The sequence below is a fragment of the Leptospira mayottensis 200901116 genome (assembly GCF_000306675.2).
GTDB classification, from domain to species: Bacteria; Spirochaetota; Leptospiria; order Leptospirales; family Leptospiraceae; genus Leptospira; species Leptospira mayottensis.
Genome location: NZ_CP024872.1, coordinates 62,303 through 81,888, shown reverse-complemented (window position 1 = coordinate 81,888; position 19,586 = coordinate 62,303). Strand labels below are relative to the sequence as shown.

At 34.5% G+C, this 19,586-nt stretch carries 15 protein-coding genes and 1 pseudogene; 5 read left to right on the top strand and 11 right to left on the bottom strand.

Annotation, left to right across the window (positions count from 1 at the left end; all coding sequences use genetic code 11):
• Window positions 1–127 precede the first annotated feature (127 nt).
• Window positions 128–520, bottom strand: a complete 393-nt coding sequence (locus tag LEP1GSC190_RS17905; protein WP_002764316.1) for a hypothetical protein — start codon at window positions 518–520, stop codon at window positions 128–130.
• Window positions 521–1,796: 1,276 nt separating this feature from the next.
• Window positions 1,797–3,389 (bottom strand): EAL domain-containing protein, encoded by a 1,593-nt coding sequence (locus LEP1GSC190_RS17900; RefSeq protein ID WP_002749488.1) that lies wholly within the window; start codon window positions 3,387–3,389, stop codon window positions 1,797–1,799.
• A gap of 1,192 nt (window positions 3,390–4,581) precedes the next feature.
• Between LEP1GSC190_RS17900 and LEP1GSC190_RS17895 the strand changes: the two genes are divergently transcribed.
• From LEP1GSC190_RS17895 to LEP1GSC190_RS17880, 4 genes are all read left to right on the top strand, one after another.
• On the top strand, window positions 4,582–5,703 hold the full coding sequence (locus LEP1GSC190_RS17895; protein WP_036036928.1) for an AraC family transcriptional regulator: 1,122 nt from the start codon (window positions 4,582–4,584) through the stop codon (window positions 5,701–5,703).
• Between the two features lie 274 nt (window positions 5,704–5,977).
• Window positions 5,978–7,117 (top strand): helix-turn-helix domain-containing protein, encoded by a 1,140-nt coding sequence (locus LEP1GSC190_RS17890; RefSeq protein ID WP_002749254.1) that lies wholly within the window; start codon window positions 5,978–5,980, stop codon window positions 7,115–7,117.
• A gap of 901 nt (window positions 7,118–8,018) precedes the next feature.
• Complete coding sequence (locus LEP1GSC190_RS17885) at window positions 8,019–9,188, top strand: helix-turn-helix domain-containing protein (RefSeq protein ID WP_173380622.1); 1,170 nt, start codon at window positions 8,019–8,021, stop codon at window positions 9,186–9,188.
• Window positions 9,189–9,209: 21 nt separating this feature from the next.
• Window positions 9,210–9,947 carry a TetR/AcrR family transcriptional regulator gene (locus LEP1GSC190_RS17880; RefSeq protein ID WP_002749216.1) on the top strand — a complete coding sequence of 246 codons (738 nt, stop codon included), beginning with the start codon at window positions 9,210–9,212 and terminating at the stop codon, window positions 9,945–9,947.
• A gap of 675 nt (window positions 9,948–10,622) precedes the next feature.
• On the opposite strand, the gene LEP1GSC190_RS17875 is transcribed toward LEP1GSC190_RS17880, so the two are convergent.
• The 7 genes from LEP1GSC190_RS17875 to LEP1GSC190_RS20870 form a co-directional block, all read right to left on the bottom strand.
• Entirely contained in the window at window positions 10,623–11,024 is a 402-nt protein-coding gene (locus tag LEP1GSC190_RS17875) for a hypothetical protein (RefSeq protein WP_002749481.1), read from the bottom strand.
• Window positions 11,025–11,218: 194 nt separating this feature from the next.
• Entirely contained in the window at window positions 11,219–12,937 is a 1,719-nt protein-coding gene (locus LEP1GSC190_RS17870) for an EAL domain-containing response regulator (RefSeq protein ID WP_002749331.1), read from the bottom strand.
• 338 nt (window positions 12,938–13,275) lie between these two features.
• Window positions 13,276–14,883, bottom strand: a complete 1,608-nt coding sequence (locus tag LEP1GSC190_RS17865) for a sensor domain-containing diguanylate cyclase (RefSeq protein ID WP_002749410.1) — start codon at window positions 14,881–14,883, stop codon at window positions 13,276–13,278.
• A gap of 734 nt (window positions 14,884–15,617) precedes the next feature.
• Window positions 15,618–16,358 (bottom strand): FecR family protein, encoded by a 741-nt coding sequence (locus LEP1GSC190_RS17855; protein ID WP_173380621.1) that lies wholly within the window; start codon window positions 16,356–16,358, stop codon window positions 15,618–15,620.
• 88 nt (window positions 16,359–16,446) lie between these two features.
• Window positions 16,447–16,854, bottom strand: a complete 408-nt coding sequence (locus tag LEP1GSC190_RS17850; protein WP_036048599.1) for a hypothetical protein — start codon at window positions 16,852–16,854, stop codon at window positions 16,447–16,449.
• Window positions 16,855–17,246: 392 nt separating this feature from the next.
• On the bottom strand, window positions 17,247–17,342 hold the full coding sequence (locus tag LEP1GSC190_RS20875; RefSeq protein WP_338034152.1) for a hypothetical protein: 96 nt from the start codon (window positions 17,340–17,342) through the stop codon (window positions 17,247–17,249).
• A gap of 90 nt (window positions 17,343–17,432) precedes the next feature.
• The gene (locus LEP1GSC190_RS20870; RefSeq protein ID WP_086004819.1) at window positions 17,433–17,615 is read right to left on the bottom strand and encodes a transposase; all 183 of its coding nucleotides are present in this window, start codon (window positions 17,613–17,615) and stop codon (window positions 17,433–17,435) included.
• 206 nt (window positions 17,616–17,821) lie between these two features.
• Between LEP1GSC190_RS20870 and LEP1GSC190_RS21250 the strand changes: the two are divergent.
• Window positions 17,822–18,090 (top strand): annotated as a pseudogene (locus LEP1GSC190_RS21250) (IS66 family transposase); the annotation flags it as partial.
• 10 nt (window positions 18,091–18,100) lie between these two features.
• Here the strand turns inward: LEP1GSC190_RS21250 and LEP1GSC190_RS17825 are convergent.
• Complete coding sequence (locus tag LEP1GSC190_RS17825; protein ID WP_002749375.1) at window positions 18,101–18,616, bottom strand: SRPBCC domain-containing protein; 516 nt, start codon at window positions 18,614–18,616, stop codon at window positions 18,101–18,103.
• Window positions 18,613–18,957: an ArsR/SmtB family transcription factor gene (locus LEP1GSC190_RS17820; RefSeq protein WP_036036920.1), complete on the bottom strand. Its 345-nt coding sequence runs from the start codon at window positions 18,955–18,957 to the stop codon at window positions 18,613–18,615. Before LEP1GSC190_RS17820 ends, LEP1GSC190_RS17825 begins: the two co-directional genes overlap by 4 nt.
• Window positions 18,958–19,586 lie beyond the last annotated feature (629 nt).

Sequence of the window (19,586 nt, the reverse complement as noted above, 5' to 3'; positions counted from 1 at the left end):
AACTTTCTTAAACTCGAAGCAATTTTGAGTTTAAGAAAGATTACTACAATGAGTTTTTTATAATTCGGTCTGATAAATTATAGAATTCGTCCTCTATCTATAAGGAAATCAAAAAAGATAGCAAGAATTAGTATCCGTCTTTGATCAGGTAATCCAGATGCAATCGAATATCGGGTTCGTCGTTCGTATCTTCCAGGAAGGCGTCACTTGGAACTTTTTCATTCAAAACCTGAATCAATTCCGTATTGTTTTTAGCCAGATAAACCCCGTTGAAAACGGAATAATTTTCAATCCACAACTCCAATTTCTTACATTTAGATAATATAATACAATTATGATTCGCACGAATAAAATCCGAGAGCATCTTCCTAAAGTTAGTCAGATTGATAAATTCTTCATTCTCAATCTCATTCAAATCCAAAATATAAAGTCCAGTAAGCTCATCTAAAATCGATAAAATAACATCGCGAACGTTCATGATAGAACGATTATCGACGATCCCCGACAATTTGATCAACATCACTTTGATAGTTATTCCATGCACATTGAATGCAACAAACTCATTACTGACCTGCATTGGTACCCTCATATTTTAAATTTTACAGTTTTACACATAAGATAGAACATATAATTTCGAACATTTGCACAAATCATGGTAAGTTGTTAAGTTATACGCAAATCTCGTTCCTTCTGCTCTGATTCGAAGTCGAAATCAGACCAACTTAAATAAAGAAATAATAAGATTAAGATTTTGGACTTTTATGTATGATCAAATTACTTTACTGTCTTCAACCGACAAACTTAGTTTCTTCTACAACCCGATCCGTTTCTAAAAACATACACCTATTTCGTTTTGCACGTTCAACTTCTCTTTTATTCCCCTCCTCTTTCTTTCCGTTTTAAAATTCAAATTTTCTTCTTCATAAACTGGATTAGAACTAATGATTAGATTCATATTAATTTTGAACCTTCAAAAATAGAAAACACATTCAGTCCTTTGATTTGAGTGATCAAAGACTGGAAATGCACAACACTTTAAACTCCAGTTATATTGGAGATAGAACACAAAAATTCCCAACCCAATCGTCCTACATTCATTAAAAATCATTTCAAAGATCAAAACCAATATGTGGAAAAATTCCTTGAACCGAATGTTTTAAGACACAATTCTATAAAACCTTTCAAACTTTAAGATAACCCGAAACACTCAGCGCATTTATAGTTTATAAAATCCATTTACCTCATTCACCGCATCCTATAAAAGGAACACTTTTTTATTATTGGCTCTTCTGAATTTACAAAACCCCCTATACATTTAAGATTTTACACTTTTCTAATTTATCAATTCGAATCTATAATTGAAATTTTAATACTTCACTTTGATAATTCTGTAAAAGAAAACAATTCTTACCTCTCCGACTTCCCGATACAACAAAGTGTTTCAAAATGAAATAGAAAATTATCAAAATAGAAATGTATAAAGTTTTTATTTAAGATTGAGAAGATTTAAATGTAAGTATTTGCTACGGAACTGAGAAATAGAAAATACATTATGTTTCGAATCATTCGAGGACTAAGTGAATCAAAATCAACGAGTAGAGTAATATTCGGTAATATCGAGAAAAGATAATTTACTTAAGAGTCTGTCCAAGCAAGGCTTAATGTTAGTAATGAGCAATTTTTTAACGAGATCATTTGTCGAAACAATTGCAAAGAAATTTCTATCACAATCGAAACGAGATTTTTAAGATAGATCTCAATTTATTACAAATACATTATCAAATTACAATTTTTTCCTATAACTGAAAGGAAGAAAGATCCGTAATTTGAGTCGGTTTTCCATAGTGAAATCCTTGCAAAAAGTTTGCCCCATAATCGATTGCAATACTCTCTAGCTCCGCACTTTCAATCCCTTCAAAAACCGTTTGTTTTCCAAGGGATAAAAGAACTTGAGAAATCGCCTTCAAAATGCTTCTCTTACTTTGATTGGCATCGACACCGATGACTAAACTTTTGTCTAATTTTACGTAATCACATTCGATTTTTTCAATCCTGGAAAAATTAGAGTTTCCTATTCCAAAATCATCGATCGCGATTTGAAAACCAAAACGTTTTAAAATTGCCATTTGTTCGATGATCAAAGCTGTTTCTTCATAACGACTTTCCGTTATTTCAAGAACAACAGAATTCGGAAAGAGATTCAATTTCGAAAAGTAAGAAATTAAGTTGTCCGCAAATTCAGGATTTTTCAACTGAAATGGCGATATATTGATTGAAATTAAAGAATTGGAAGATAAAGATTCATTTTTTTGAATTTGAGATAAATCTAAAAGTGCATTTTGAATCACCCAAGCCCCAATCGAACTGATCAAACCCGATTCTTCCGCTAAAGGAATAAAAATATCCGGACTAATCATCCCTTTAACGGAATGATTCCAACGTGAAAGTGCTTCTAAGGAATGTAGATTTTTGGTTTCCGAATTCACAATCGGCTGATAATATAGAAGAAGTTCTTTTTTATGCACCGAGTTTCTGAGAGATAAATACGTTGCAATCAAATTGGAAGAGTCATTTTGATTCTGGGTCGCATACCGACTAAAAGGAGAGTCGATCACTTTTCTAAGATTCGTTTTTAAACCCTTGAGAATATTGAGAGGACTGGTATCCGTTTCGGAAGTATGAAATCCTCCGATAGAAAGCTTCAAATGAAACTCGTAATTTTCAATCTGGATCGTATTCTTCATATAAGAAATCAAACTCGAAGGGATCCAATTGATGTCCACATCTGGCTTGTTGATTTGATATGCAAAAAAAATCTGATTTGTGGAAATACGAAAACCGACGTTTTGGTTATTCGTGATAGTTAAAAATTCAGCATGTAAATCCAAGAAAACAGCTTCGTAAATCTGAGTTTCGTATTTATGAAGGAATGGATGATTGTAAATTTCAATATTAACGAGATAGAAATATGTTTTTTCCAGTTTTAAAGTACGAACTAAATCGTGTTTTAAAGAACGAAATCTTTGAATTTTGTGTTTTTCAGAATAGGATAAATTCCTTGCAGTAGATTCGATATGTACAAGTATATAGCTACCCTTTGGATTGATTTCAAAATCGACTTTGTAAATCCGGTCATTCTCCGATCGAACCATAAATTGAATGCTTCTATCATTTTTAAATCTTCGAAGCCCTGAAACATTCGAGTGCCTATTGCCATAATCGATAAATCTTTCGACCGCCTTCTTGAGCTTTAAATCCGAATTCAATAAGGAATTGTAGCTCGGTTCTGAATAGAGTTGTTTCCCTTCAAAATTATACAGCGAATAACTAAATATATCCGGTGAATGAATTTTATTTTCAATAAAAAGATCGCTGTATTCAGAAATCATAGACTCATTGTATCGTAGAAATTCATTTTTTCTTTTCATCTTATAATCTAAAGTTCAAAAGAAATTCGATTCAATTTACAATAATCAGGATGAATTCTCAATTCTAAGCATAAAAATCCGGGAACTCAGGTCTCTATTGAAAAAATTGTAGAGTAAAGTCTTTTACAAAAACAAAAATGAGTAATTTCCGTATTATGATCGAAAATGAGAGATATCTTTTTGAATAGTCACATCAAACCAAGACTATAAATCACCAAACAAAACGATATCCCACTCCCCTATTTCTAAATCTACTTTTACAAACTCACTTGGAAATGATTTTTTAAACAAACTGAAAAAGTTTCCAACCGCAAACAGGAATAAAATCTTCCTTTCATCCCCAACTTCATAAATCCTTAGCTCTGTTCCTTTTAATTTTATACTACTTACAAATTAACAGGCGCTTTCATAGCTTGACTTGCATTCATATCCAACTCGTTTTCATCAACAAACAAATTTTTAATTTTATATCGGTTATATAAAAATTTAATCTTAGATTTCTATGAATTCTATATGAATCATACTTATCAAAATATAAAATAGCATAATTTAATTCTTTAATTCGACATTATTTTGAACATCTTTCAACAGAGTTACTACAAACTAAGAGAGAGACTTTTTAAATTCCAATTAACGTTGTAGCGTTAGATACAATATATTAATTGATTTTTATTCTAATTTCCGATTAATGTTTCAAAAAACTTTTAATAACTTTTCAAAAAATAAAAATCATATTTTGATCGCACTGTTTGCTGTTTGAGTATTAATCTAAAAATAAGTTATAATTTATTACAATAAACATTTTCTATATTATAAAGAGACTCATATAAAGTTAATTCAATGATAAATCCTCAAACATTTTACACACAAAAGGGAATATTCTTAATCGGAAGAAATCTTTACCTATAAAGTTGTTAGTCAAAATAAAAGTATTAACGAATATTCAAAATTTCTTTTACAATTTAAATGTCATTTCCACATTCGTATATAAAATGATTCGTTTAAATTGAATTTGAATAGACCAAATTACATTCAATTTAAAAATGAATCTATTGATTGAAATATAGTGAGTTCATCAAACTTTAATTAGAGACGTGTTTTTGTTTTCTAAACAAATAAATTAAAGAGACCAAAAAGCGGATAATGGATTATGATGAATATTTTAGATTCGATGCTAAATAAAGAAATCTTATTGAGTTTAATAAGATTTGGAGCCGGCTTTGCTTTAGTTTTAGGAATTGGAAGTTGGATTCGGGCAAAAAAACAAATAGATTATCTGATTTCATCAGTCTTAATTCTTACCGCGATTTTTCAGTTTGTGGACGAATTCAGCTTGAATATGATCTCCCAAACTTGGTTACGAAAATCTCTCTTTTTAATTGATATCGTAGCTTTAGCCGCCAGTGGAACTCTTGTATTTTTAATTTCAACGATGAGTTTCAAAAAGTATTCGAAACTTCCTTTGATTTATTACTCAAATCTTTTAGGTCCGTTTATCCTTAGTCTTCCGATCCTTACTTTTTACGAACAAGAAGGTAGTAAAGAACTCCAATTTTTTCTTTTTGCAGCGGATTTATACGTTTTCGTTTACTTTGTAATTGCAATTGCAAACGTCTTTATCGACAAGAAATACGAATCTTCCACGGTCAACTTTAGAAAGATTCTTATCTTAGTCGTTTTGATATCCCTATGTATTCCCCTGGAAATCCTCGGAATTATGTTTGAAAATAAATCCTTAATACTTCTTTCCAGCGTACATACAACATTTACGGTTATTTTTTATTATTTCCTTACCTTAATTCATCCCAATTTACTGGATTTTTTCTTCTTAGAACCCGGAAAAAACTTCGTTAAACGTTCTCTTCTACATGACGTGGACATCAACGCTCTTGAAAAAAAACTGGTCCACATCATTAAAGAGGAAAGAATTTACTTGGACGAAGACATTCGCCTCCCAGATGTTTCCGAAGAACTTGGAATCTCCGTACACCAACTTTCTTTCTTCTTGAATAATCATCTTGGCATGAATTTTAACAATTACATCAATCGATTTCGCGTCGAGGAAGCAAAATCAATGCTCATCAATGACCCGTCTCGCTCCGTCGTTTCCGTTGGAATCGCGGTCGGTTTCAATTCGAATTCCTCTTTTTATAAGGCCTTTCTTAAAGAGACCGGAATGTCTCCGAAACAATTCCGAGAAACTCAAACAAAGGTGATTCACTTCCAATCTTCGCCGACGACAGATGTTCCTTCAGAAACCAAACTTTATCTATGATTAAATCGAGTTTAAAACCGGGCATTTTCGGGCGAAATTCCCATGAGCCATTCGCAATTCCATTTCAGATTAAAATAAATTCCAAAATAGAATATCTGATATTTATAATTTTCTTGTTTTCAAATTATATTTACCGATGACTTCGTTCAAAAACGAAAGTTATAATGGAATAAATGGAAATAAAACGTCTCTACGGAACTCAGTTGCCGCAAAAATTCCATAAAATTACAACTCAGCGTTTGCAAAAATTTTTTCGTTTCAGGAATCAATTCAAATGTTAAATACAAATACCTTATTCGATATCATATTCTCAGAAATTAATTTATTTTACGCTCACGCAGCCGGGGTCGGAACGGGAATCGTAATGGCTATCACCAAACTCTACGCCGGGAGAAGGGACGAATTCAGCAAAGCATATGGTACAATTCTTTTGAGTGTAAGCATCTTCCTGATGACTAACAATAAAGTAATTTTTCCGCAAGAAACCGATCCAAGATTGACGAAAGACCCCATGTTTCTAGGAGCTTACTTCGGTTTAGTTCTTTATGCCTCGGCTGCGGTTTTAATTTGTATAATGTTCATTCTTGATGGTTTGGAGAATCCTTGGTATTACTGCAAAAGACTGACCGCCATCATCCCAATTACAATGGTAGGTGTGTTTTTTTTATCGGGTACGATTTACATTTGTCTTTGTGATTCGGCAACAATTCTAATTACACTTTACGCATCCGGATGGGCCATCTTCAAAATTCATTCTTCCAAAAAAGCAAATGTATTTTTTAACTTTCCGTTTATCACACTCGTTATCACTTCTTCATTGATTTTGGATTTGGTCGGAACCTTGACGAGTTCTACAAAAATGCTTATGTTCTCAGAACTCATTCCCGGGTTTATGATTGCTTATATTACCTTAATCGAACGTTTCTTCCCTGTTCTTTTCAGTAAAGCTTACGGTGATAATAAAGCACCCGCAGATAACCAAGCCTTTTCGGATTTTCCGATGGATAATAATTTAATCGAATCCGAAGAGGATCAGGCAGAATCTACTAGAAATATTTTGGAAGGTGTGGAATTAGATAAGATCGAAGAAAGAATCAATTCCTTTCTCCAAGTGAGAGGTTACGCGGATGAAGAACTTCGTTTGCCGGATTTTGCTTCTTATCTCGGACTTTCCACACACCAAGCCTCTTATTATCTCAATAAACACATGTCCATGAAATTCGCGGATTTTTTGAACATGAATCGGATCGAGGATGTAAAACGGAACCTTCGCGATAAGTCACACATGAACTTATTACAAGTTGCGTTAGAATGCGGTTTTAATTCGGCATCTTCGTTTCACAGAGCTTGTGTAAAATTTACAGGAAAATCTCCGAGAGAATTCAGAAAACAACTCATCAATTCCCAAAATTAAAATCCCGTTTTTTTCTAAAATAGAAGAATGAAATTCTTTTCAATCTCGGCAAAGTAAAAGGATTAAGTTTTCAATCACAATAAATACAAAGCTACCTGTGGTATCGAATTTTGCGGCAATTCTTTTTATCTTTTTCATGCCCTGGACCTTTGTTCGGGAAGCATGCCATGAAAGTTAATCAGGCACCAAATTATATTATAAAAACTGATTATTTAAGCTAGCAACTTTCAGAATAGCCACAATAAAAAGATAAATTTTCAATCTGATTTTTAAGATAAGAGTAAGGTCCTAACTTTTTATCTTCAAGATGAGCTTGTTTTTATAAGAATTTTTCAATTTAGAAGAGCTTTAAATGGAACTAGAATTTTCATAAAAGTTTATTTCTTTAGAAAAAAAAAATTTAAAGAAATGATAAAGCCGCAATGTCAAGATAAAGACACATTTATAACATAAATAGAATGCCTATCTGACATAGGGGAAACTGATTGTCAATTTTTTAGTTTACTAATACTACCCCTTCCAAGACATGGCTAATAGAATCATTTCTTAAGGAACGCTCAAGACAACTTGTTCTTTGATTCAAATGATTCAAGTTATAGAAGAACTATTCATATTCACATGATTTCATTGCATTTTAGAAAAATTTGCATTTTACAAATAATCGAATTGATATATCGAAATTTTGTAATTCTAAATCGATTCTTAAATTATATATTTCACTCTTTGCAAATTAGCAAAATAAAACGAAAACATATCTCTGCATTAATAAAAAAGATAAATAACAATCAAAGTAGAAAGAAAACGAGACCAAATCAGAGGTTCTCGATTTGAAAATTCAAATCCTACAACATTAAAGAGCTCATCGTTCATGAATACACTCATCCAGAATTTCCTAAACTACATTTATAATTTGAAAATCTTACCGGATTTCGAAGGACAAATCTTTTTAAAAAAATTCGCCCCACAAAGGTTAATTGAAAAAAACATCTTTTTCACGTTTGTATTTTTCTTCGTCGTTTATTTAGCGATCTGGAATCAGACAATCCCAGAAATAACGACTTCCGCAGACCTATCTAAATTTAAATTGATCTCTCTGATCTGTGGAATCTCGGTTTATTCTTTTCTACTACTTCGGCTTGTCATACTGACGATTCTTGGAATTCAAGTATCCTACCAAATTATTCTTAGAAACGCGGCATTTGCGATCGTTCTCTCTTTTTTATTTCTAATGTACTTTGAAAAATCCTTTTCCATGGTAATTACAGGGGAACTTTTTTGTTTCGGAGTTTGCGCTTTCACCGTTTTAGAATCGGGCTATTTGATCCATTTCCGAAATTTCAAAAAAGAATATTATTCCTTACTGCCAATCCTTGGGGGAATTGGGTTTGGAGCTTTGTTAAATCTAATTGGAACCTTGTTTTATAACGTTTATTGGAATAACATTTCATATTATACTTACATGTTTTCCATTTTTATTCTCTACCTTTTAAAAAGAAAAATAAAAATCCAGAATGAAACGGACGTGCAAAAGCCGATTCTAAACCTGGAAATTCAAGAAGTCATAGAACAAACAAACCCAAAATCGGAAATGGAAGTTTTCGAATCTAGTGAATATACAGCGGAAGAAAAAAATCTTCTCAAAGAAGACGACCTAAAACGTGCAGAAGATAGAATCAAAGGTTTTATTCAAGAAAAACTTTATGCAGATGATAGCATTCGCTTAATTGACCTTTCAGCTTATTTGGGAATTAGCCTACACCAAGCTTCCTTTTACCTAAACAATTATAAGAACATAGGTTTTTCGGATTTCATCAATCAAAATAGAATAAACGACGCAATTCGACTTCTCGTGGAAAAGCAACATATGAATTTATTGGATATCGCTTTCGAATGCGGATTTAATTCTTATACGTCTTTTCACAGAGCTTGCAAAAAATGGACCGGCTACTCTCCAAAAGGACTCAGAACAAATACTTTTTTAACAGACGGATCTAAGAACGAGCATTTGAATGCGCCTATAAATTCTCAAAAAGTCGAAGCATTGAGTAATAATTTCAAGTCGAATGGCTAGGATACAAAATAACTTTCCAACATGATTGAAAAAATTCTCGAAAAAACGATGCGTTTATTTCTTTCCGCGGGTTTTGCTAAAACAAACACCGATGAAATCGCAAAACACATAGGAATCAGTAAACGAACCCTTTATCGTTATTACGATGCGAAGGAAAAATTGATCAACGCCGTATTCAATTTTTTGAAAGAAAGAATTACGACTCAACACGAAGCGATCATCAAAGACAAATCCAAAAATCCTAGAGAAAAACTTAACGAGATTCTACTCATCATCACTGAACTCGGCTCCAAAATGGGAAAACCATTTATAAACGACATACAAAACTTACGCCCCGATCTTTTTATGATGATGAAGGAATTTCGCAAAGAAAGACTTAAAAGACTAGCAGACATAATAAAAGAAGGACAAGATAGCGGAATTTTTCGAAAAGAACTCAATCGAGAACTAACAATCGACACGCTCATTGCCGCTTTGGACGGAGTCGTCAACCCAAAGTATTTATCAGAAACCACCTTTTCCATTTCGAGTGCTTTTGATACGGTTTTTAATATTTTTATACATGGGATTGAAAACGAAAAAGGCAACTCACAACTTAAGAATCTGATTTCACATTCTCATCCTGATACGGATAATCACATTCTTTTTTTTCAAATCATGGATTTCGATACAGAGCAAGAAATCTCATCTAATAGGGTCATCGATTTTCAAAGCATAAGAGGCAAAAAAAAATCTACTTGGCTAACAAATACAAATTAACCAAATAGACTCAGTGCTTTGTTTATGGAGATATAGGAGCTAATTAGCCGAGCAGTTGTTATACGTCCGCCAAAATCTTTTCCGTCTATCATAGCAAAATTTTAAGTCTGAATCCCCCCTAGTTATAATCTGAACTCAAGAATCCAAAAGATGCGAATGCTTCATCATCTTTCTTAAAAATTTATCCGGAAGTGATAGCGAGCATACGTGAGAGGGGGTTTTATTTTGAATTTTTAGAAAAATAGTTTTATTGAAAAATCATTTGAAATCAAACTTTAAGGCCATTGTATTGAAATAGAAAATAAATCCAGTAACTCACTTTTCCTGATCAGCATCAAGTAAAGCTTTTTATTTCAACTCTCTAAATTTTAAAACAATCTATGAATGAACATACTTCAAACAAATACGAATCTTTTTGAATCAAACAAACACAGAAAAGAGAAAAGATTTTATATGGGCATTTGAATAAGTATAAAAGAAGAAATTTATTTTTTGAAAATGAAAAAGATTTTAAAATTATCTATCTGGCTCGTTATTACGAACGAAACCAGATAGACGAGTGTAATAGAGTGAGTTCCCTTCTACAAGAAACATCATAACTTATTCTCTTAAAGAGTTCTCTTCAGAATATAAGATGAATAAAATTATATTGAATCACGAAATAGCTTTCTGATTTTAGAATTCAAACTCCTGAATTAAAGAATCTAATTCCAAAGCTTCTTTGAGCTCGTCAAAATCCGTCACCGGTTTGACCTCTCTCAGTTTATTATAATTCATAATCCAGTTATAAATCTTTTGATCTGCCGTCATGATAAAATATCGAGTAAACCTTTCGGAGATTATATGTAAAATTCCTGTAAAAGCCCGCACAAATTCCGAATTGAGATTAGTCACTCTTCTGATGTCCAATATCAACATTCCCTCCATCTCATAAAAGATAGAACTGAGTTTAGCCGGAATTCCCCTTAGAGTTTCATGATTGACCATGCCTGCAAATTCGATTACTAAAAGTTTATAACGAATCGTATTGACCTGTAGTTCCTTTAATTCGTGTTCGATTGTTACAGTCTGATTCATTCTTGGCCCCCAAAACACAAAGAGATTTTTTTAAAAGTATCTTTGTGTTTATAAGGAGTATATTTGAATCGTTTACGAAATGCTTTTCAGCTTATAGTATGAGGTGCAAAATTAAAATTGCAAACTTACCAAATTTTAATTTTCCTCAGATATGAGAAAACCAAGAAACTATTTCGTGAAAATCAATTAGAAATTCAAACTAAGTTTAAAATCGTTTCCGCATAAACGATTTCTTCCGCAGGCTCCATTAAATAATACCCTTGTGAATAGTCTATATCCAAAGATTTCACCGCCTCCAACTCCTCTTCTTTGGATACGAACTCGGCGACTACCTTAGCACCAATTGTATGAGCCATTTCCGTTATCGCGGCAGCCAATCGATATGAAGTTTGATTTTCATGAATTCCTTGTATAAATTTGCCGTCTATTTTGATAAAATCCGGTTGAATTTCCATCAGTCTTTCAAAGTTGGAACGCTCCACCCCGAAATCATCAATCGCAATTTTACAACCGATTTCTTTCAATTCTTGAAGAGAACGAGTAGAATTGGAAGACCCATTCCAACGATCGTTTTCTAGAATTTCAAAAATCACCCGATCCGGAGATATTCTGTAATGCAAAAGTCGATTCATCACCCAAAGTGGAAACCCTTTCTTATCCAAATCGGATTCGGAAATATTAATGGAAAAAGAATATTCGGAATGTTTCGAAAAATATTTAAACGTTTTTTCAACCATTAAAGGAGTGAGTAATCGAATCAGCCCCGTAGATTTTGCGATTGGAATAAACATCGCGGGATTATAAATCTGCCCGCCTTCTATAATTCTCGCTAAACATTCGTATTTCGTAATTCTTTTCAGCTTGTTATCGTAAATCCCCTGGAAGTAAGGAATAACATTCCCCGCATTCAAAGCTTCGTTGAATTTCCTACCCAATTTAAGATTTGCATAGATTCGGTCCACCTTGTTGGTCGCTTCCGAATAAGATACATATTCAACGGAAGAATCATTACTCGCAGTCATCATTGCAAGTCTTGCCTTGTCATATACGTCCGATTGGTCCGATGAGACTCCGATCGAAATTTTAACCTGAAAAGAAATCCCATCCACTTCGATGCATTCGGATCTGAGAAAGATACGAACGGCACTAAGTAAAGAATAGAAGCGATCCTCTTCAATTTTCGCCAGAATCGCAATCATGTTGTCGTAAATATGAAAAATTTCTCCGTTGTAACCTCTTATAAAACAATTAAGGACGGATAAGAATTCGGATAACATTTTACGATATGTTTCGATCCCGAAATTTTCAGCGATGGAACTAAAAGACTCTATTCGAATGAGAGCAAGACTGGAACTTTCGTTTTCAATCAGTCTTTGATCAATTCTTCGTTTTAAATTTTCGAAATTCGGAAACAAGGTCTCGCGATTGAACAGATACGTTTCTTCCAATTTAGAACTGAGTTCGGCCACCTTTCGATTTTGAAAGTAAGCTTTTACCGCCTCGGAAATGGTCAATATCAAATCCTCGGAATCCCAGGGTTTTGAAAGATATCGATAAAGATTTGCTTTATTCAGAGCATTTCCAAGGGTTTTTGCAGAAGCATAACCCGTAAGCATTACTTTATAGATTTGAGGATACTCTTGATGAATTTGAATCAGTAGTTCGTCTCCTCTTTTTTCACGTAACACTTGATCACAAATGACCAAAGGAACGTCGATTTGTTCGGATTTACATCTCTCCAAAATTTCCATGGCAGAATCTGCATCTTCCGCGATTTCTATTTCGAACCGGCTTCCAAAGCTGAGTTGAATTGCACACTTGATACTCTTCAATATGACAACTTCATCGTCTATTACCAATATAACCGGCTTGATATTCAAATTTGTATTTTGAATGAATTCGTCATTTCCCATCGTAGTTCATCTTTATTTTAAATTTCATTCTCTCTAGTTCTTAAAAAAGATCCAACAATTCTAACCTCAAAACAGATACTTCCCTTAAGAAGAATCAATTTATCTCCGTTATTACCAGACCTAATTGCGCAATTATTATGATGCAGAAGTTTCCATCAACTAACATTGAATTTAAAAATTCTTTTTCTATCAATTGTGCGTTAAAAACTTTGGTTATTTTTTATTTTGGATCTAAAATTAAAAGGAAATTTGAGGTCTTAATTTTTGTAGAGTTATAATCTGAATTGAGAATATCGATTTACGAAAGATTCAAAACGAATTTAAAATTCTGATACAATTTAATTTTTCAAATCTGAATGGGAAAATACTTTCGGATCAAAAGCACAAACTCGGTTTCTACCCGAAGATTTTGCTCGATACAACGCCTGATCTGCATTTACAAAGGCTTCCTCCAAATCCAACATGCCTTGTGAAACTCCAATACTCAACGTTACCGGATTTCCATCGTCTAAACGAACTTGGTTTTCCACCTCTTTGCGCAGATCTTCGGCGATGTCGGTAGAAGCTTTCTGACCGGCTCCAAATAAAAAGATAGCAAACTCCTCCCCACCCCAACGACAAACCGCATCAGTTTGGCGAATCGAACGACTAAGCACTTGAGCGACTTTTATTAACGTTTTATCTCCGGTATCATGTCCGAACTTATCGTTCACCTGTTTGAAATGATCGATATCCACCAGCAAAATCGTCCAGTCCTTTCCGTGCCGATTTCCAATGGCAAGGGACCTCTGGGTCAATTTTAAGAAGCCCCTCCGATTCCAGATTCCAGTCAATGGATCTGTGTGAATCAATTTGGACACTTGATTCATCGAAGAACGCAACTTGACATACAGTATGAGCACAATGAAAAACGTAAACACAAGCACCCAAAAAGGAAGAAGATTCTTTATTATATAAATAATATATTCAAATATCTTAATTTCATGAACGAGCCAAATTTCTTCATCCTTAATTTTGTTTCCAACCCAGAAACTTCCTTTTTCGACGAAAAACGAGTCTTGCGGTTCCATAATCATGGAAATCACCGAAAGAGGGAGCCTGGTATCTAACTTAAAAGTTCCGGATTTCGCTATGATTTTTCCATTTTCATCAATGAGCATACTTTCGCCGATACAATCTCCGCTTTCCAAAATTCTTTGCATCGCGTCCAAACCTATATCGATCGAAGCGACGCCGATGAATTTCTCATTTACGTAAACGGGTTCGGAAATCGTAATCATCAGCCCTTTTCCTGCAAGGTCATCGTAAAGATCGGTTATAATTTGACGTCCGGTCGGATTGATTTGAGGGGCCGCCTGAGTCCAATACGGACCCGAATAAAGGTCATCGGTAAAATAATAATTTTCATCCTTAAATTTCGGAGTAATATAAAGGAACTTTTGTTTAGATAAATAGTAAGCCCAGACAACTTCGCTTTGTTTTTCCGTCAAAGACTCGAATTGTCCTCTTAAATTCAGAGCGGCCTCAATTTCTTTGAGAAGAGAAGGATTCAATTTATAAACCGAACCAATTGCGGTAAGAGTTCCCGAATCAGCTCCTTCCTTATTTTCCCGACTGATATGGGGAATTCCAAACCTGTTTATATTTGGATAATTTTTGAATTTTTTAACGAGACTTGGATTTGCAGATGTATCTTCGTAAAAGGTTAAGTAATCCGAAATCGATAACCCAAGTGCTCTCGTTTGTGAACCGACCCTACGAATATAATCCTTCATCACGCGGGTTCTCATACCGACGACTCGGTCAATTTCTTTTTTCATTCTCAGATTTTCATAAACAAGAAAAAATAACAGCAAAACAAAAATGATTGCTAAGAGCGAAAAGAGTATCCTCTTCTTGATTTTTACGTTTTCAACTTGTGCATTAGTGTAAGTTTTGAATTGCAACTTGATCACCTCAATACCATGGATGGATAATAGCGCTTTAATAGATCGATAATACAAGTTCTATCGAAAAAGATATCCAAATTCTTTTTCATCATTTACCAAAATAAAACTTGAGAATCCATATTGTAAAACGTAGTCGATCTGAGCTTTTTAATTCAGTTTCTGAGTACAGAATGGAAAAAATACGAACATTTGACAAAAACAGTTTCTTTTGCTATTCAAAAAATATAATTTAGTAGAAGGACGTACTGCTTATATAAGTGTACCGCACACACAAAAAGTTATTTCGTAACAAAAGTAATTTTATGTGGTATTTATAACATCTTAAAAATCATCGAACCACTATAATAGAAATAATTTCACTTTATAATAAGAGAAGATTAGACTATAAACCTTGGTAAGAGCGTTCCTTTTATAAGGACAAATATACACAGTAGAAGAATACTCAATTTTTTCTACTGATCCGCACCATAAATTTTGAAATCAATCCACGTTTCGTTTAGACGTAGAACAACCCCTGGAGCATTTGTTATATAATTTTCAATAATAACCTTCCTAGTTCAATATAATGTTTTGTTTGGAAATATTAATATACAAAGAGATACAAAAGTTATTCTTCAATTGATCTATTGAAAAACATATATTGAGCGGAAAGATTCTCCAAATTCAGAATCAAACCGCTACTTTGCGAACCGACCCGAAAGACCTAAACTTTAAGTCGCTTTTTTCAGGTATTAGAGGGACTCCAGTTTCTTTTTTACCAACTCGTTTATAGCCTGAAACTGTTCGAGAGTCATTTTGTTTTGCCCGCCTACCGGAGAATCCTCGATTTCACTGTGATTGTGCACATAAGGAACATTCAATTTTTGTAAATCACTTGGAGTGATATAAATCGTTTTATTCCCTTTTGTTACGGATAAATAATCGGAATCGTTGATTTTTTTAGTATGATTTTGATTGTTTTCCAATTCTATGTGACCCTCACAATGACAGGTAAACGTCATATCTCCGTAGACCGAAGTATAAAATTTCGTTCCTCTCACTCCCGCAGTTGTCGTCGGCGTATGAAGACTCATTTTCTCTCCTTTCACTAACTTGTTCGTTAAGATCCAAGAACTTCCTTTGTCTTGAAAAAAGGTTTTTTCATCACCCTCTTCCTTTACTTGAAATCGGGAATCCGATTGAATTTCAATCAAGTAGGAATTCCCGCTGAAAACAAGCGAAGCTACTGACTTAGCTCCCGTTATGACTATATCTCCGTTTAAAATTTCCTGAGAAACGGTCGCTTTTAAATTTTGCTCTCCTCTTTGAACGGAAACTTCTCCTTTTATAAACGCAATCACTCCCTTTGTTCGATTCGGTTGATTTTTACCACAATAAGAGCCTAACCCGCTTATACAGACGACAATCAGTATCATCGATATCTTTTTCATAAATTCTCCAATCCAAGAAATTCTAATTTGAAACGAGTCCATGGACGTTTCCGGATTCCAAAAAGGCAAACGAAATATTTTAGGTATATTTTTAAATTTAGAATACATACCGATCTTCTATATTGATAGTTTATCTATGTGACAACTTGCCTGCAAGATAACTTGTTGGTACATAGGCTCCTATCAAATCTAGTACGGTAAACCATACCGGCGATGGTAGCATTATAATATTTGCGATGCCTCCTGCTAAGAAAAGAATACCTACCACTAAAGCAAACTTAATCTTATGATTTTTACTGACCATTGCAGTTAGAAACGCTCCTGCAAATGTTCCAAGAGCGTGAGCTAAAAAGGGCAAAATAAAATGTCTAGGCTGGAATAAATGCATGGATGCTTTCAGCCCTTCCATTGTAGTCACATCGGCCCCATCCGGCGGAGGTATAATATGACCGCTGATCATGATGATGCCCATGTTTACAATACTACCGAAAACCGCACCTGCAATAACCGCTATTACATTTTGAATGATTGGATTCATATTCTATTGTCCTAATTTTGTTTTTTGATCAACGATTTGTCCCAAAACTCAATCTTTGCCGAAGTTTAAATTTGGATTTCCATATAATTTCAACAGCGACGTACGGCAAGAATAGTTTTTAACTTTTCAGTGCGGATTCTGTAAACTTTTTAAAAACAATGATAGAGCTTGTAAGATAAAGGGATGAGAGATAATTTTCAGATTTTCTTTCCCAACGAATTAAAATGGTTCTGAATCGATTGTACCAACTGTTAGTTCTTTCAACTACCCAGCATCTCGGCTTTCCTTTATATTTACCGATGAGAGAGGTTTCTCACTTTTTTTCCGAATATGAAATCGAATGCCTCTACTTTTGATTAATGCTTTTATATCTTTGAAATCATAACCTTTATCTAAACATAAATTTTTCGGTTTTTTCCCGAAAATATTAGAATTGAATTCAACGTATCTTTTACGTTGTGCTTGTCATGAACATTCGCTCCACTCAACGTAATTGCCAGAGGAATCCCATTTCCATCTGTAAGAAGATGCCGCTTAACTTAAGCCCATATTTAGCACAATCCGTAGGTTTTTTCCCGTCAAACTCCCCCTTTGATAGCTTTAACCATCGTGGAATCCATTGAGGCCCAATCCCAAGCTATTTTATTTTCCACATCATAATATTTTAAAATGAACTTATAGATCTTTTTGAATACTCCTGCACGTTCCCATTCTTGAAATCTTCTATGACAAGTTTGACCCGATCCAAAGTCATTTGGAATTGCACGCTACTGACATCCTGTTTTCATTCGATACATTATCCGGCCATTACTACTCTTGCTGATACACGATGCCGACCTCCTTTCGGGTTCGGCTTATCTTTAGGGATCAATGGCGATATCTTTTTCCAAAGAACATCTGGAATCTCTGAATAATATTTGTCCATTTCACAGATATATTTTTACACTTTAAGAGTACAAGCAGTTTTGAGACCGGTTCTAAGTCTTCGATGGGGAAAGCTCTTTCGTATCTTGCCGGTTAGTGGGAAAAGTTTTTTATTTTCTTGAATCATGCTTGAGTTGCAACTTGATACGAATCTCGTCGAGAACGATATTCGTCCTTTTGTGATCGGTAGAAAAAATTGGCTCTTCTCCGATTATCCAGAAGGGACTTCTGCCAGCAGGGTTTTATTCGTTAATTCAGTGTGCCAAACTCTCGGGAATCGATCCCTATGATTCATTAGGCGATTATTTTTAGCGAGGTTTGGTTACACGATTTCTAATAAGAGTTTATCCAGCGGTTGGTAAAACGCTCCCATGCCATCAACCATGTTCGTTTCCAGTGCCATCGTGCGCATTTCGGCTGAAGAATATTTGCAGGTGTGTGTCATCAAAGTCTCATCGCCTTCAGTTATGAAGGTTCGCGCCTCTACCATAGCGTTCGGGTCTTCTTCAGCATTCGAATTGAAAGTCGACATGTCCATGGCATAATTCTCGGTATTAACTACTTTTTCAGGTACAATCACTTCCCGAAATTTCCCATAAATCCCAAACCTATTTCCCTTTGCATCCGCATAAACAAATAGGTATTTACCCCCAACTTTAAGATCAACCTCGCAAGTATCAAGCACCATACCTTCAGGACCCATTAGCCATCGGCGCATCAATTCGGGTTTAGTGTGACAGTCGAATACCAATTCACGACGTGCGGCAAAATAGCGCGTGAATACAATTTCGGTTTCACCTCTAAGTTCTATTTTTACTTCTTTTTGATTCGTTTTCATTTTTGTTGATCTCCTTGAGTTTGTATTGTTTGTAATTCTACAAGCAGCGCATCAAGTGCCTGGTACCGTTTTTCCCACATCTGACGGTATTTCTCAATCCAATCGGCGGCTTTTTTAAGCGGCGTGGTCTCAAGTCGACGCGGTCGCTCTTGTGCTCGGATAGTTGTCGAAATGAGGCCTGCCTGCTCAAGAACTTTAAGGTGCCGAGAGATTGCGGGTTGACTCATTTTGAAAGGTTTGGCCAACTCCATGACTGTCATTTCGCCTTTCGCAAGGCGCATGAGGATGGCGCGACGGGTGGAGTCAGCGAGTGCCGCAAAGGTGACGTCAAGATTATGCATGTATATATTTATATAATCATATAGCTATATAAATAATGTGTCAATAATTTTACTTATCTTTAGTTGTCATTCAAATGGAATATGAAGAAAATTATGCGCCTCTAAGGCTTATGCCTTTTTCGGTAATTCTGTCTATATTTGTGATCGAACGACCCATTAACGGAAATTTTGCAGGTATAGAGTAATTTTGGGCGGTTATGGGTTGGTTGCCCGGTCTTCCTTCTTTATTACCGGGAGGTGCAATAACTATTTCAGACTATAAGATTTACAAACTGCGTGCGCGAATGCTCGGTTGGTTTTTTGTTCAATCATGGTGGAGTTTTCGCATGTGAACGCGCTCTGTTCCTATGTCAATCTGCACTTGTTCTTGGTGTGATGAAAAAGTTACTCGCGATGTGTTTTGGGAAAAATAGTCGTCGTATCAATTACGGTTAACTATCTGCTTTGAAACTGCATTTTACATATACAAACTCGTATTATTACAAAATGTCGTCAAGTTTTGATTGTTTAATTTTCTGACTCTTTTTTAATAAGAGTATATCCCAAAATCTTAAAAGAAATCAGTTTACAATCATTCGCAAGTTCGCAATAAAATATAGAAGTTCCCACAAATTACGTCCCTTTGGTAG